Source organism: Pseudomonas sp. QD4, assembly GCF_049199125.1.
GTDB lineage: Bacteria > Pseudomonadota > Gammaproteobacteria > Pseudomonadales > Pseudomonadaceae > Aquipseudomonas.
In genome coordinates, this window is the sequence record NZ_JBLZOM010000002.1 from 1264775 (window position 1) to 1278602 (window position 13828).

Sequence of the window (13828 nt, forward strand, 5' to 3'; positions counted from 1 at the left end):
TTCTGGCCAGGAGCGCTAATCCTGCAGACGGGCCTGTGCTGCCTTGGCCGCGCGCAGGCGCCTGACCTCCTTTGGATCCGCCAGCAACGGACGATAAATTTCAATCCGCTCACCCGCCTGCAGCACGTGCCGATCAGGATCGGCAATCACTTTGCCAAAAATCCCCACGGGACAAGACTGCACATCCAGCACGGGAAACTGCGTGGCAATGCCGGAAGCCATCAGCCCCGCACGAAGGGTCGAGCCGGCTGGCAGCGACACCTTGAGCAACACTTGGCGGTCGACGGCGGCATACACCACCTCGATCTCGATGGTTGACTCAAGCATGCAACTGTTTGGCGCGCTGACAGAACGCATCAACCAGGGTATTCGCCGCCTGGTTGAACAAGGGGCCCAGGGTGGCCCGTACCAGCGGCCCGGCATAGTCGAACGACAGGTCCAGACTGATCTTGCAGGCCTTCTCCCCCAACGGTTTGAAAACCCAGACCCCGTGCAACTGATTGAACGGCCCCTCCTCCAGGTTCATCTCGATCGACTGCCCCGGGACCAGGATATTGCGCGTTACAAAATGCTGGCTGAGCCCGCCCTTGGCCACCGCCAGGCTGGCGCGCATATGCTCATCACTGCTTTCCAGCACTTCGGCAGATGAGCACCAGGGTAGGAATTCCGGATAACGCGCCACGTCATTGACCAGCTCATAGAGAAACTGCGCCGGATAAGGCAAAAGGGCCGAGCGTTGAATATGGGTCGTCATGTCAGCGTCATTTCCACAGCTGGGCGGCAAACACTACAAGAATGCCGATGGGCGCTACATAGCGCATCAAAAACAAGGTCAAGGCGAACAACACAGGGCTGCGCATCGACAGTTCATCACGAACCGCATCGCGCCCCATCACCCAGCCAGCAAACACCACGAAACACAAACCACCGAGAGGCAGCATGATCCGCGAGGTGAAGAAGTCGATCACTCCAAAGAGGTCCAGGCCGCTGGCCGCCCCCCACTGGTAGAGATGAAAAACCCCGCCTTCGTTCACGAAAAATTTGGCCTGCTGCCAGATGTTAAAGGAGAAAACCGTCCCCAATCCCACGAACCAACAGCTAAAGGCCAGCCAGAATGTTACCCAGGCGCGGCGGATTTTAGTCCTCTCAACCAGATAAGCCACCATGGGTTCGAGCAAGGAAATCGCCGAACTCCAGGCAGCAATGGCCACCAGGACAAAAAACACTACGCCCATCAACTGCCCGAACGCCACATTACCGAAGGCAAATGGCAGGCTGACGAACATCAGCCCCGGCCCCTCGCTGGGGTTGAGCCCGGCGGCAAACACAATCGGAAACAGCGCCAGCCCAGCCACCAGCGACACAAAAGTATCGAGCAGCGCGACGCCCACTACAGTACCGGACAGCGATGCATTCTTCGGCATGTAGGCGCCATAGATCATGATCGAACCGACACCCACGCTCAGGGAAAAGAACGCGTGCCCCATGGCCGGCAGCAATCCGTCGAGTACCTTTTCCGGGTTGAAGTCGAACATGAAGTGCACACCCTGCATGAAATGCCCGGTGGTCATGCTGTAACCCAGCAGCACCAGGAGCATCACGAACAGCAGCGGCATCATGATCCGCAGGCTGCGCTCCAGCCCCGCGACCACACCCTTGGCGATCACCAGGGCCGACAGCAGCATAAACAAGCTGTGCCACAGCGTCAGGCGCCAGGGGTCGGCCGTGACCGAGGCGAAGTAGGCACCGACCTGGTCAGCCGTCACGCCCTGGAAATCGCCGCGCCCCATATCAATGATGTAGTCCAGCGACCAACCACCGACCACGCTATAAAAAGAAAGAATCAGCAGCGCCGTGATCATCCCGGCAAAGGCACCCCAGGACCATTTGGCGGAGTGCCCGGCTTCGGTCGCCAGCACTTTAAGGGCATTGGCCGGGCTTTGTCGGGCGCGCCGGCCGATCAGGGTTTCTGCCAGCATCACCGGGATGCCGATCAGGGCAATGCACAGCAGAAACATCAGGACAAAGGCACCGCCACCGTAGACGCCGACCATGTAGGGAAACTTCCAGATACTGCCCAAGCCCACGGCAGAACCCGTCGCGGCGAGTATGAAGACCCAACGGCTAGCCCAGCCGCCGTGGACAGAAACCTTGTCTGACGACATCGTTAACGCGCCCAACCGATAAAAAAAGAGGGCGCATTGTCCGGGATTCACTCATAGGGCTCAAGCACGCAGCTTCACCGTAGCCGACAGCCTTGCAACTCCCTATAATGCCGCCCCTATGGCTAATCAGAAGAAACACCCAACAGGGACCATCGCGCAAAACAAAAAGGCGCGACACGATTACTTCATCGAACATCGGTTCGAGGCTGGTCTGGTCCTGGCCGGCTGGGAAGTAAAAAGTCTGCGGGCGGGCAAGGCGCAACTGGTCGACAGTTACGTGCTGCTCAAGGATGGCGAGGCCTGGCTGCTGGGTAGCCATATCACGCCACTGACCACCGCCAGCACCCACGTCATTGCCGACCCGGTACGCACGCGCAAGCTGCTGCTCAACCAGCGCGAGCTGGCCAAGCTGTTTGCCGCGGTGCAGCAGAAGGGTTACGCGTGTGTCTGCCTGTCGCTGTACTGGAGCAAGCATTTGATCAAATGCGAAATCGCTCTGGGCAAGGGCAAGAAGGAATACGACAAGCGTGACACCGAGCGCGAACGCGACTCCAATCGTGAGCTGCATCGCGCCGTGCGCAACAAGGGCAAGGAAGAGTAAGACCTCGACCTGCACCACTTGCCACCGGCATGCCGGCTCCTGACCCAGGAGCTGGCTGCCGGCGTTTACCCCGCCTACATCCCCTTGCGCCGCTCGGCGCGTGCCATGCGCTGAACTTCCTGACGCACTTCCTCCAGCACTTCCTGCACATACAGAATGTGGCGACTGGAGACTTCCCGCGCCTGTTCCGCGCGCCCTTCGATAATCGCCAGATACAAATCACGGTGCTGGCTGATCAGCATGTCGCGGGTTTCCGTGCGCTGCTTGTACATGCCACCGATGTTGGTCACAACGTTGCGCTTGAGCAGGTCGAACAGCCCGCGAATGGTGTGCAGCAACACCGCGTTATGGCTGGCTTCGGCGATGGCCAGGTGAAACCTGGCATCGGCGGCACCCTCTTCGACCCGATTGCTATCGCCTGGGCGGCTGTAACAGTCCTGCAGTTCCTCAAACGCTGCCGTCAGCCGCTCGCGGTCCACCTCGGTGGCGCGCAAGGCCGCGTAATAAGCGCAAGAGGCTTCCAGGGTGTGGCGAAACTCCAGCAGGTCGCGCTGGGCTTCAGGGTTGCTTTCCAGCAGGTGTAGTAGCGGATCGCTAAAGGTCGAGCCGAGGGAATCGACCACATAGTTACCGCCCCCCTGGCGACTGATCAGCAAACCCTTGGCTGTCAGTTTCTGGATCGCCTCGCGCAATGAAGGACGTGACACGCCAAATTGTTCGGCCAAGGCCCGCTCGGCCGGCAAGCGTTCACCTGACGTCAAAGTGCCCTCAAGGATCATGCCCTCGAGCCGCTCGACAATATCGTCAGACAAACGGCGCTGACGTATCTGATCAAACCCCATAACCCACTCTCCACCATCCCGACCATGTGCCGGGCTCTCTATTCTGGCCTATTGAGGCCGGGCCGACACCTACCAGACGCTGCTCGATTGAACCGATCAGATGCTCGCCACATAGCGCATTCGACAAAAGTTTTAGGGCGGCAAATTGACACATCCCACACAAGGCTTTTACCCTAGCCAACAGTGATTGTAAATTGGTCTTACCAATTTACCGCATCACATCGAAGTGCCTGACCAACAACAATTAGGGGCCACCCCATATGCAAACCTGGCAACAGCTCTATAGTCCGCTTGGCAGCCTCGGCCTGTCCGCCCTCGCCGCCGTTATCCCGATCGTGTTCTTCTTCCTGGCTTTGGCCGTGTTCCGCCTCAAAGGACACGTCGCCGGGAGCATTACCCTGGCCTTGTCGATTCTGGTGGCGATCTTTGCCTTCCAGATGCCTGTCGACATGGCCCTCGCTGCCGCTGGCTATGGATTTGCCTACGGTCTGTGGCCTATCGCCTGGATCATTGTCGCCGCTGTCTTCCTCTACAAGCTGACCGTAAAAAGCGGCCAGTTCGAAGTCATCCGCAGCTCGGTACTGTCGATCACCGACGACCAGCGCCTGCAAGTGTTGCTGATCGGCTTCTGCTTCGGTGCCTTCCTCGAAGGTGCAGCCGGCTTCGGCGCGCCGGTGGCGATCACCGCCGCGCTGCTGGTAGGCCTGGGCTTCAACCCGCTGTACGCCGCCGGCCTGTGCCTGATTGCCAACACCGCGCCCGTGGCCTTCGGTGCCTTGGGGATTCCGATCATCGTCGCTGGCCAGGTGACGGGTATCGACGCGTTCAAGATCGGCGCGATGACCGGTCGCCAGCTGCCGCTGCTGTCGCTGTTCGTGCCGTTCTGGCTGGTGTTCATGATGGACGGCATGCGCGGGGTCAAAGAAACCTGGCCTGCCGCGCTGGTCGCCGGCCTGAGCTTTGCCATCACCCAGTACTTCACTTCGAACTTCATCGGCCCGGAACTGCCGGACATCACCTCGGCCCTGGCCAGCCTGATTTCCCTGACCCTGTTCCTCAAGGTCTGGCAGCCAAAACGCAGCGCGGGCGCACAAATCGCCGGCGCGACCTCAGGCACCGCAATCACTGCCAGCGCCGGCGGCTTCGGCCTGCCGCGCAGCACCGTGGCCTCGCCTTACAGCCTGGGTGAAATCTTCAAGGCCTGGTCGCCGTTCCTGATCCTGACCGTGCTGGTGACCATCTGGACCCTCAAGCCCTTCAAGGCCATGTTCGCCGCGGGTGGCTCGATGTACAGCTGGGTGTTCAACTTCGCGATTCCGCACCTGGATCAGATGGTGATCAAGGTCGCACCGATCGTCACCAACCCGACCGCGATTCCGGCGGTGTTCAAGCTCGACCCGATTTCCGCGACCGGCACTGCGATTTTCTTCTCGGCGCTGATCTCGATGTTGGTGCTGAAGATCGATTTCAAAACTGGTCTTACCACTTTGAAAGAGACCTTTTACGAGCTGCGCTGGCCGATTCTGTCGATCGGCATGGTGCTGGCCTTCGCCTTTGTCACCAACTATTCCGGCATGTCCTCGACCATGGCCCTGGTCCTGGCCGGCACCGGCGCGGCCTTCCCGTTCTTCTCGCCGTTCCTTGGCTGGCTCGGTGTGTTCCTGACTGGCTCGGACACCTCGTCCAATGCCCTGTTCAGCTCGCTGCAAGCCACCACCGCGCACCAGATCGGGGTCAATGACACCCTGCTGGTGGCGGCCAACACCAGTGGCGGCGTCACCGGCAAGATGATCTCCCCGCAATCGATCGCCGTGGCCTGCGCCGCGACCGGCCTGGTGGGCAAGGAATCCGACCTGTTCCGCTTTACCCTCAAGCACAGTCTGTTTTTTGCCACTATTGTCGGTCTCATCACCCTGGCCCAGGCTTACTGGTTTACCGGCATGCTGGTGCACTAAGCGCGACACGTAGACGCAAGAACCTGCGCCGGGCCAGCCCCCGGCGCAAGCAATTCACAACCGGGTCTGCAAGGCTGCTGAAAGTTTGCCTCTCTACTATCAGCAGCCTCAGCGGACGGATAACCGGGACCACCCGGAGACACGCCTGATGAGCGAGCTTTTTTACAACGCCGTGCCCAATGCGACCCGCGTCGCACCGCCGCTGGCCGAACCACGCCAGTACCCCAGCGAAAAACCGCAGCAGGTCTATCTGTTCGGAACCTGCGTGGTCGACCTGTTCTATCCCGAAGCCGGGATGGACGCGATTCATCTGCTGGAGCGCGAAGGCATTCGCGTCGAGTACCCGCAAGGACAAAGCTGCTGCGGACAACCGGCCTACACCTCGGGCTATACCGAGCAGGCACGGGCCGTGGCGCGCTCGCAACTGGCGCTGTTTGCCGGGGACTATCCGGTGGTGGTGCCGTCCGGCTCCTGCGCCGGGATGTTGCGCGAGCATTACGCCGACTTGTTCAAGGATGAGCCGCAGATGCTGATACAGGTTCAGGCCCTCGCGGCGCGGACCTACGAGCTGGCGGAGTTCCTGCTGTTTGTATGCAAGGTGCAACTCAAGGACAGCGGCGAGCCGATCAAGGTCGCGCTGCACACCTCGTGTTCGGCACGTCGGGAAATGAACACCCACCTGCATGGCCGCCAATTGCTGTCGCAGTTGGGCAATGTGGAACGGGTCGAACACAGCCATGAAAGCGAATGCTGTGGCTTCGGCGGAACTTTCAGCGTCCGAATGCCAGACATCTCCGGCGCGATGGTGGCGGACAAGACCCGCTCGCTGAAAGAGTCCGGCGCGCACAAGGTGCTCAGCGCCGACTGTGGCTGCCTGATGAACATCAACGGCTCGCTGGAGAAACAACAGGCCGCGCTGCGTGGGCAACACCTGGCAAGCTTCCTCTGGCAGCGTACCGGGGGTGGCCAATGAGCACGCCGCAGCTGATACCGACCGTTGCCGTGTCGGAAGATTTTCGTACCCGGGCCCACCAGGCCCTGGGTGATACGCAACTGCGCAATAACTTTCGCAGTGCGATGGATTCATTGATGACCAAGCGTGCGGCGTCGTTCAGCGATGCCCACGAGCGGGAACATCTGCGAGCGCTGGGCAATGCTGTCCGCGCCCGTGCGTTATCCAAGCTGCCCGACCTGCTCGAGCAACTTGAACAGAACCTGACCCGCAACGGTGTGACAGTGCACTGGGCGGAAACGGTGGACGAGGCCAATGGCATCGTCCTCTCGATCATCCGCGCTCACGAGGCTCGGCAAGTGATCAAGGGCAAATCGATGGTCAGCGAAGAGATGGAAATGAACCATGTCCTCGCTGAACAAGGCATTGAATGCCTTGAGTCGGACATGGGCGAATTTATCGTCCAGCTCGACCACGAGAAGCCTTCACACATCATTATGCCGGCGATCCACAAGAACGCCGGTCAGGTCGCGTCCTTGTTCCACGACAAACTTGGCGTGGAGTACACCAAGGACGTTGACCAACTCATTCAGATCGGTCGCAAGGTCTTGCGGCAGAAGTTTTTCGAAGCGGACATCGGCGTCTCCGGCGTCAACTTCGCAGTGGCCGAGACCGGCACCCTGCTGCTGGTGGAAAACGAAGGCAACGGGCGCATGTCCACTACCGTGCCGCCGGTGCACATTGCCGTCACCGGCATCGAGAAAGTCGTCGAGAACCTGCGCGACGTAGTGCCGCTGCTGTCGCTGCTGACCCGCTCGGCCCTCGGCCAGCCCATCACCACCTACGTCAATATGATCTCCGGGCCACGCCAGGCGCATGAGCTCGACGGCCCGCAGGAAGTGCACCTGGTGCTGCTGGACAACGGTCGCAGCCAGGCCTTTGCCGACAGCGAGCTGCGCCAGACCCTGAACTGCATCCGCTGCGGCGCCTGCATGAACCACTGCCCGGTCTACACCCGCATCGGCGGCCACGCCTACGGCGAGGTCTACCCCGGTCCGATCGGCAAAATCATCACCCCGCACATGGTCGGCCTGGCCAAGGTTCCGGATCACCCCAGCGCTTCGTCGCTGTGCGGCGCCTGCGGTGAAGTGTGCCCGGTGAAGATCCCGATCCCGGCGCTGCTGCGGCGCCTGCGCGAAGAAAACGTCAAGGCCCCGGACAGCCCTCATCAAGTGATGCGCGGCCAAGGCAGCAAGTACTCGCGCAAGGAACGCTTCATCTGGAACGCCTGGGCCCGGCTCAACAGCTCGCCCACGCTCTATCGGCTGTTTCTCCTGGCCGCCACTCGCCTGCGTGGGCTGACGCCAGGCAATGTCGGGCCCTGGACGCAAAACCACAGCGCGCCGAAACCTGCCGCTCGCTCACTGCATGACCTGGCCCGCGAGCACTTGGCCAAACAGGAGGACCGTCGATGAGCGCCAAACAGAACATCCTCGCCAAGCTGCGCCACAGCCTGACCGGCACCACCACGGTGGCGGACAACTTCGACGAAGCGCTGGTGACCAAGCCCTACACCTACAGCCCGGAACAACGCATCCCGCAACTGCGCAAACTGATGGAAGCGGTGCACACCGAAATCCACCTGAGCACCGGCGCCGATTGGCCCGAGCTGCTGGCCCAGTTGCTCAAGGACCGGCAATTGCCCAGCCTGCTGATCGCCCCCACCACGGCCCACGGCCAGCGTGTCACCGCGTACTGGGCTGAACACTCGGATCTGCCGACACTCAAGGCCTACGACCGGCCCGTGGAAGAGTGGAAAGCCGAGTTGTTCAATGACACCCCGGCCAGCCTCACCACCACCCTCGGCGCAATTGCCGCCACCGGCAGCCTGATCCTGTGGCCAACCCGGGAAGAGCCGCGCCTGATGAGCCTGGTGCCGCCGGTGCATTTTGCCCTGCTCAAGGCCAGTGAAATTCGCGACAACTTTTATCAGGTCCAGCAGCAGATGAACTGGGCTGCCGGCATGCCGACCAATGCCCTGCTGGTGTCCGGCCCGTCGAAGACTGCCGACATCGAGCAAGTCCTGGCTTACGGCGCCCACGGCCCGAAAGACCTGGTGGTACTGATCCTGGAGGACCAATGAGCCTACCGGCCGCTTTCCTGCGTGATGCGCAGCAACTGATTCCCCAGGAGCGCCGTTTCGACGACCCGCTCTCGACCCTGGCCTTTGGCACCGACGCCAGTTTTTATCGGCTGATCCCCAAGCTGGTGATCCGCGTCGAGTCAGAAGACGAAGTGGTCGCCCTGCTCGAACTGGCCCAGCGTGACCGCGTGCCGGTGACCTTCCGCGCCGCCGGCACCAGCCTTTCGGGGCAGGCCATCAGCGACTCGGTATTGATCGTGCTGGGGGATAACTGGAACGCGAAAGAAATCCGCGGGCAAGGCATGCAGATCCGTCTGCAACCGGGGGTGATCGGGGCCCAGGCCAATGCCTGGCTGGCACCGTTCGGACGCAAGATCGGCCCTGACCCGGCCTCGATCAATGCCTGCAAGATCGGCGGTATCGTCGCCAACAACGCCAGCGGCATGTGCTGCGGCACCGCGCAAAACACCTATCACACCCTGGCTGGGATCCGCCTGGTACTGGCCGACGGCAGCCGCCTCGACACCGAAGACGCCAACAGCGTGGCCGCGTTCCGCAACAGCCACGGCGAACTGCTGGAGCGCCTGGCAACCCTGGGCCGCGAGACGCGGGCCAATGCCGAGCTGGCGGCCAAGATCCGCCATAAATACCGCCTGAAAAACACCACCGGCCTGTCGCTCAATGCCCTGGTGGATTACGACGAGCCTGTGGATATCTTGAGCCATCTGCTGGTGGGCTCCGAAGGCACCCTGGGTTTTATCAGCGCAGTGACCTACGACACGGTGATCGACCACCCGAACAAGGCGTCGGCGCTGATTGTGTTCCCCGATGTGGAAACCTGCTGCAACGCCGTGACCGTGCTCAAGAGCCAACCGGTCTCGGCCGTGGAACTGCTGGACCGCCGCAGCCTGCGCTCGGTGCAGGACAAGCCCGGGATGCCGGCCTTTGTCCAGCAACTGTCGGCCAGTGCCTGCGCGCTGTTGATCGAGTCCCGCGCCGCGTCGTCGTCGCTGCTGCACGAGCAACTGGCGCAGATCATGAATTCCCTGGCTGCCTTCCCGGTGGAAAAGCAGGTGGACTTCACCGAAGACCCGCAGGAAAACGCCAAGCTCTGGGCAATCCGCAAGGACACCTTCCCCGCCGTGGGCGCGGTGCGTAAAACCGGGACCACGGTCATCATCGAAGACGTGACGTTCCCGGTCGAACAGTTGGCTATCGGCGTCAACCGCCTGATCGAGCTGTTCGACAAACACCATTACGACGAGGCGATCCTGTTTGGCCATGCCCTGGAGGGCAACCTGCACTTCGTCTTCACCCAGGGCTTCAACAGTGCCGAAGAAGTGGCGCGTTACCAGGCGTTCATGGATGACGTGGCGCAGTTGGTGGCGGTGGAGTTCGGAGGTTCGCTCAAGGCCGAACACGGCACCGGGCGCAACATGGCGCCCTTTGTCGAGCTGGAATGGGGCAGCGATGCCTACCAGTTGATGTGGCAACTCAAGCGTCTGCTCGACCCCAACGGCATCCTCAACCCGGACGTGGTGCTCAGCGACGACCCGCAAATCCACCTCAAGCACCTCAAGCCGCTGCCGGCGGCGGACGAGATTGTGGATAAGTGCATCGAGTGCGGGTTCTGCGAACCGGTGTGCCCGTCCAAGGGGCTGACCTTGAGTCCGCGCCAGCGCATCGTCATCTGGCGTGATATCCAGGCGAAAAAAAGTGCCGGCATCGACACCCGCGAACTGGAAGAGGCCTATCAGTACCAGGGCATCGACACCTGCGCCGCGACGGGCCTGTGTGCGCAACGCTGTCCGGTGGGCATCAACACCGGGGAGCTGGTGAAGCAACTGCGCAGCCGCAGCGCCAACCACGGCAAGACCGCCGATTGGCTGGGCAATCACTTCGCGACCACCTTGCAGGGCGCGCGCTTTACCCTGCACGTGGCCAACGGCGCGCGCATGCTGCTGGGGGCTCCGCGCCTGGCCAGGCTGTCGGCGTCCTTGAGCAAGCTGTCCAAGGGTCAGGTCCCGCAATGGACCAGCGCCATGCCGCAACCGGAAAAGGCCATCCGTTTCAGCCCCAGCGTCAGCGATCAGCGCCCACGGGTGGTGTACCTGGCGGCGTGCGTCTCGCGGGTGATGGGCCCGGCAGCGGGCGACAAGGAACAGATGTCGCTCTACGACAAGACCCGGGGCCTGCTGGAAAAAGCCGGCTTTCAGGTGGTGATCCCCGACAATCCGGACAGCCTCTGCTGCGGCCAGCCATTCGCCTCCAAAGGCTATGCGGAGCAGGCCGAACACAAGCGCCAGGAGTTGATCGGCGCCCTGCTCCACGCCAGCCGTGGCGGCCTCGACCCGATCTACTGCGACACCAGCCCGTGCACCCTGCGCCTGGTACAGGACCTGGGCGATGTGCGCCTGGACCTGTATGACCCGGTACGTTTCATCCGCACCCACCTGATGGATCGGCTGGAATTCACCCCCCAGGAAGCGCCTATCGCAGTGCATGTCACCTGCAGCACCCAGCACCTGGGAGAAAGCCAGGCCCTGATCGACCTGGCCCGGCGCTGCAGCAGCAACGTGGTGATTCCGGAGGGTATCCACTGCTGCGGTTTCGCCGGCGACAAGGGCTTCACCACCCCCGAACTCAATGCCCACTCACTGCGTAGCCTCAAGGACGCGGTGCAGCATTGCAGCGAAGGGATCTCCACCAGCCGCACCTGTGAAATCGGCCTCAGCCAGCACGGCGGCATCGACTATCACGGGCTGGTGTACCTGGTGGACAGGGTCACCCGGGCCAAGGTGGCCTGAGGCATCAACCTGACTTAAAAGGGGCATTTTTGCCCCTTTTTAGTGCCCCCGGCACTAGCCAGGTGGTTTTTTCATAACCGGAGTAAAAAAAACCGAATTCCTGCGCGCGGCTATAGTCATCTGCTTAGGCCCCAGTGAATGAGGCTTATAACCGACCTCGGCAGGTTGTCCTGATTAATCGGCAGCACCGAGACTAATCGTTCAAGGAGATACCTTATGAAGCGTTCTGCATTGGCTGGACTGTTCATTACTGCGGCAATGTTGGCCTCCCCGGTGTTCGCGGCCGCGCAGGAAGACCTGTGTCAGATCAACCTGCAAAAAATCCGCGACGCCAAAGTCAGCACTGAAGCCATGAGCGAGCAACTGAGCAACGACATCGACGCGTCGGTTCAACAGGCAACCGCCGAGAAAGCCAAAGGCACCGAGGAAGGCACCAAGAATTGCATCTCGCTGACCACCCAGGCGATCCAGAAATTGCAGAACAACACCAAGGGCGATCAGTAAGCAACCGCTCAAGGTCAACCTTCGGGTTGGCCTTCTGAGCCCGGTTGGCGTACACTGTGTCGACCTGCTGGTTACGTACAGCAGGTTCGGGGCCGTTTAGGATTCGACGCCGGTTGCGAAACTTTAGGTGCATGCCGAGTTGGTAACAGAACTCGTAAATCCACTGTTGCAACTTCCTATAGTTGCCAATGACGAAACCTACGGGGAATACGCTCTCGCTGCGTAAGCAGCCTTAGCCCTTCCCTCCTGGTACCTTCGGGTCCAGCAATCATCAGGGGATGTCTGTAAACCCAAAGTGATTGTCATATAGAACAGAATCGCCGTGCAGTACGTTGTGGACGAAGCGGCTAAAACTTACACAACTCGCCCAAAGCACCCTGCCCGTCGGGTCGCTGAGGGTTAACTTAATAGACACGGCTACGCATGTAGTACCGACAGCGGAGTACTGGCGGACGGGGGTTCAAATCCCCCCGGCTCCACCAAACAAGCTACACAAATCAGGCACTTAGCGTTTATCGCAAGTGCCTTTTTTGTGCCTGGATGGATGGTTTTGGCTCGGTTATGCCAGCTTAATGACAGCATTTGTATTGAGTATGTAGTGCCGCAACAAGTCGGCCCGACTTGATTGGCACGCTGGGTGTCCCGTTTTTCCAACACGAATCGAGGTCATGCTAATTTTTGCGACCGCGCTTGAAGGTCCGCAGGTAAACGCCCTGCCGTAAGCCTGGGAAGCCCGCAGAGCAATCTGCTTTTACTAAGGCTGAACAAAACGATGCCCGCAACTGAACCTTGCGGCTAAGCGAGCGCATCAATTGGGCTTTGAGGTACGCGTACAGGCGTGCTCTCGATAAGTTTGCCTAACCATGGAGAGTGCCCGGCGCCCATCGCGAACTCCTGGGCAAGCTATTGACTCGACAGGTGGCTTATAGCCATATATTTGCTGCATGCCGCTTGGCTTCGATCTGTGAAGGGAAAATCATGAAATCACTTTTGCTCATTCCGGCGCTGTTTTCACTTGCGGTATCAGCAGCTGAGACACCTACGCCGCCGGGACCAAATCCCATGCAGTTTACAGGACGCGTTTTTACGCTTGCCGCGAACGACCCACTGGGGCAAATCAAACCTCCTGCAAAAATTGGATATACCGCATTGGTTCTGGATGAGCAGAAGACCGTTCGGACCGATATCGGAAATGTAGTCACTGCAGATCGTGTGCAGTTCGCGTTAGACGACGGAGAAAACTTGCCAAATGGAACCAGGGTGACGCTGGATTGTGGCTTCGTCATGGGAGCCGAGACTCATCACCACTTCGAGCCGCTGGTTTGTGGCCAAAGCAAGTTGACTGTATTGCGATAGAAGCCGCTATCCCGCTACTCAAGTTCGGCTTGACCAGGTTGAAGGCCTGGGAGTCGGACTGATGCGCTACCGATCTGTGTTCTGTAGCCCGCCACTGCGCGGGCTTCTTGTTTCTGGCGATACCCTGATTTGCTATCGTCGCGACCTCGGATCGCAATGGAAGCAACGAAGAATGGACTCATGGAAGATTATGGCTGCCGCCCTCACGTTTTCGATCAGCGCTCATGCCACTGAGCGGTCCGATGATTCCTATGAAAAATCGATGATCATGATAACGCTAGCCCCAACCACGGTCCTTTCTGCAACCACCGGGTTTTCTGAGCTGGCTGCTAAAAATTTCAAACCTGCAAAAGCTGACGCACTTGCGTTCGTCGGTTCAGATGGCGATATTCGCGGCGCTCAGTTTGAGCAAGCAGTGCGGTATTACCGTACGACATACACCCCGCCCTTGATGACCGACCAACAACTGGCCCTGGCGATCGCTACTTCATTCTGATGTAGAC

13 protein-coding genes and 1 other RNA gene are annotated in these 13828 nt (G+C 60.3%); 10 read left to right on the top strand and 4 right to left on the bottom strand.

All coding sequences use genetic code 11. From position 1 onward, the window contains the following. Positions 1–15: 15 nt before the first annotated feature. Genes ACOZJV_RS16770 through ACOZJV_RS16780 form a run of 3 tightly spaced genes read right to left on the bottom strand, consistent with a single transcriptional unit; the run spans position 16 to position 2165 of the window. Entirely contained in the window at positions 16–327 is a 312-nt protein-coding gene (locus ACOZJV_RS16770; RefSeq protein ID WP_421548063.1) for an RnfH family protein, read from the bottom strand. Continuing rightward, on the bottom strand, positions 320–754 hold the full coding sequence (locus ACOZJV_RS16775; RefSeq protein ID WP_020299932.1) for a type II toxin-antitoxin system RatA family toxin: 435 nt from the start codon (positions 752–754) through the stop codon (positions 320–322). Before ACOZJV_RS16775 ends, ACOZJV_RS16770 begins: the two co-directional genes overlap by 8 nt. Before the next feature lie 7 nt (positions 755–761). Then, positions 762–2165, bottom strand: a complete 1404-nt coding sequence (locus ACOZJV_RS16780; RefSeq protein ID WP_078469773.1) for a sodium-dependent transporter — start codon at positions 2163–2165, stop codon at positions 762–764. A 118-nt stretch (positions 2166–2283) separates the two neighbouring features. On the opposite strand from ACOZJV_RS16780, the gene smpB reads away from it, so the two are divergent. Continuing rightward, complete coding sequence (gene smpB, locus ACOZJV_RS16785) at positions 2284–2766, top strand: SsrA-binding protein SmpB (protein WP_020299934.1); 483 nt, start codon at positions 2284–2286, stop codon at positions 2764–2766. Positions 2767–2840: 74 nt separating this feature from the next. Here smpB and ACOZJV_RS16790 read toward each other — a convergent pair whose 3' ends face one another. Then, positions 2841–3608, bottom strand: coding sequence for an FCD domain-containing protein (locus tag ACOZJV_RS16790; RefSeq protein ID WP_421548064.1), 768 nt, complete (start codon positions 3606–3608; stop codon positions 2841–2843). Positions 3609–3868: 260 nt separating this feature from the next. Between ACOZJV_RS16790 and ACOZJV_RS16795 the strand changes: the two genes are divergently transcribed. The 9 genes from ACOZJV_RS16795 (at position 3869) to ACOZJV_RS16835 (ending at position 13821) form a co-directional block, all read left to right on the top strand. Then, on the top strand, positions 3869–5563 hold the full coding sequence (locus tag ACOZJV_RS16795) for a lactate permease LctP family transporter (protein ID WP_078469771.1): 1695 nt from the start codon (positions 3869–3871) through the stop codon (positions 5561–5563). Positions 5564–5711: 148 nt separating this feature from the next. Further along, positions 5712–6536 carry a (Fe-S)-binding protein gene (locus tag ACOZJV_RS16800; protein WP_421548065.1) on the top strand — a complete coding sequence of 275 codons (825 nt, stop codon included), beginning with the start codon at positions 5712–5714 and terminating at the stop codon, positions 6534–6536. Further along, positions 6533–7990, top strand: coding sequence for a LutB/LldF family L-lactate oxidation iron-sulfur protein (locus tag ACOZJV_RS16805; RefSeq protein ID WP_078469769.1), 1458 nt, complete (start codon positions 6533–6535; stop codon positions 7988–7990). Before ACOZJV_RS16800 ends, ACOZJV_RS16805 begins: the two co-directional genes overlap by 4 nt. Continuing rightward, complete coding sequence (locus ACOZJV_RS16810; RefSeq protein WP_421548066.1) at positions 7987–8658, top strand: LutC/YkgG family protein; 672 nt, start codon at positions 7987–7989, stop codon at positions 8656–8658. The genes ACOZJV_RS16805 and ACOZJV_RS16810 overlap by 4 nt, the downstream gene beginning before the upstream one ends. Further along, a complete protein-coding gene (locus ACOZJV_RS16815; protein WP_078469767.1) occupies positions 8655–11465 on the top strand; it encodes an FAD-binding and (Fe-S)-binding domain-containing protein in 2811 nt (936 codons plus the stop codon). Before ACOZJV_RS16810 ends, ACOZJV_RS16815 begins: the two co-directional genes overlap by 4 nt. A 216-nt stretch (positions 11466–11681) precedes the next feature. Further along, entirely contained in the window at positions 11682–11969 is a 288-nt protein-coding gene (locus ACOZJV_RS16820) for a hypothetical protein (protein WP_078469766.1), read from the top strand. Positions 11970–12057: 88 nt separating this feature from the next. Beyond that, positions 12058–12451: a transfer-messenger RNA gene (ssrA, locus tag ACOZJV_RS16825) on the top strand. Positions 12452–12947: 496 nt separating this feature from the next. Beyond that, positions 12948–13325 (top strand): hypothetical protein, encoded by a 378-nt coding sequence (locus ACOZJV_RS16830; RefSeq protein WP_153050199.1) that lies wholly within the window; start codon positions 12948–12950, stop codon positions 13323–13325. 61 nt (positions 13326–13386) lie between these two features. Then, positions 13387–13821: a DUF2388 domain-containing protein gene (locus ACOZJV_RS16835; RefSeq protein WP_421548067.1), complete on the top strand. Its 435-nt coding sequence runs from the start codon at positions 13387–13389 to the stop codon at positions 13819–13821. Positions 13822–13828 lie beyond the last annotated feature (7 nt).

What these genes read in the sequence shown, in the direction of transcription:
- ACOZJV_RS16770 (WP_421548063.1), bottom strand. Translation starts at nt 327, where the DNA reads ATGCTTGAGTCAACCATCGAGATCGAGGTGGTGTATGCCGCCGTCGAC.
- ACOZJV_RS16775 (WP_020299932.1), bottom strand. Translation starts at nt 754, where the DNA reads ATGACGACCCATATTCAACGCTCGGCCCTTTTGCCTTATCCGGCGCAG.
- ACOZJV_RS16780 (WP_078469773.1), bottom strand. Translation starts at nt 2,165, where the DNA reads ATGTCGTCAGACAAGGTTTCTGTCCACGGCGGCTGGGCTAGCCGTTGG.
- smpB (WP_020299934.1), top strand. Translation starts at nt 2,284, where the DNA reads ATGGCTAATCAGAAGAAACACCCAACAGGGACCATCGCGCAAAACAAA.
- ACOZJV_RS16790 (WP_421548064.1), bottom strand. Translation starts at nt 3,608, where the DNA reads ATGGGGTTTGATCAGATACGTCAGCGCCGTTTGTCTGACGATATTGTC.
- ACOZJV_RS16795 (WP_078469771.1), top strand. Translation starts at nt 3,869, where the DNA reads ATGCAAACCTGGCAACAGCTCTATAGTCCGCTTGGCAGCCTCGGCCTG.
- ACOZJV_RS16800 (WP_421548065.1), top strand. Translation starts at nt 5,712, where the DNA reads ATGAGCGAGCTTTTTTACAACGCCGTGCCCAATGCGACCCGCGTCGCA.
- ACOZJV_RS16805 (WP_078469769.1), top strand. Translation starts at nt 6,533, where the DNA reads ATGAGCACGCCGCAGCTGATACCGACCGTTGCCGTGTCGGAAGATTTT.
- ACOZJV_RS16810 (WP_421548066.1), top strand. Translation starts at nt 7,987, where the DNA reads ATGAGCGCCAAACAGAACATCCTCGCCAAGCTGCGCCACAGCCTGACC.
- ACOZJV_RS16815 (WP_078469767.1), top strand. Translation starts at nt 8,655, where the DNA reads ATGAGCCTACCGGCCGCTTTCCTGCGTGATGCGCAGCAACTGATTCCC.
- ACOZJV_RS16820 (WP_078469766.1), top strand. Translation starts at nt 11,682, where the DNA reads ATGAAGCGTTCTGCATTGGCTGGACTGTTCATTACTGCGGCAATGTTG.
- ACOZJV_RS16830 (WP_153050199.1), top strand. Translation starts at nt 12,948, where the DNA reads ATGAAATCACTTTTGCTCATTCCGGCGCTGTTTTCACTTGCGGTATCA.
- ACOZJV_RS16835 (WP_421548067.1), top strand. Translation starts at nt 13,387, where the DNA reads ATGCGCTACCGATCTGTGTTCTGTAGCCCGCCACTGCGCGGGCTTCTT.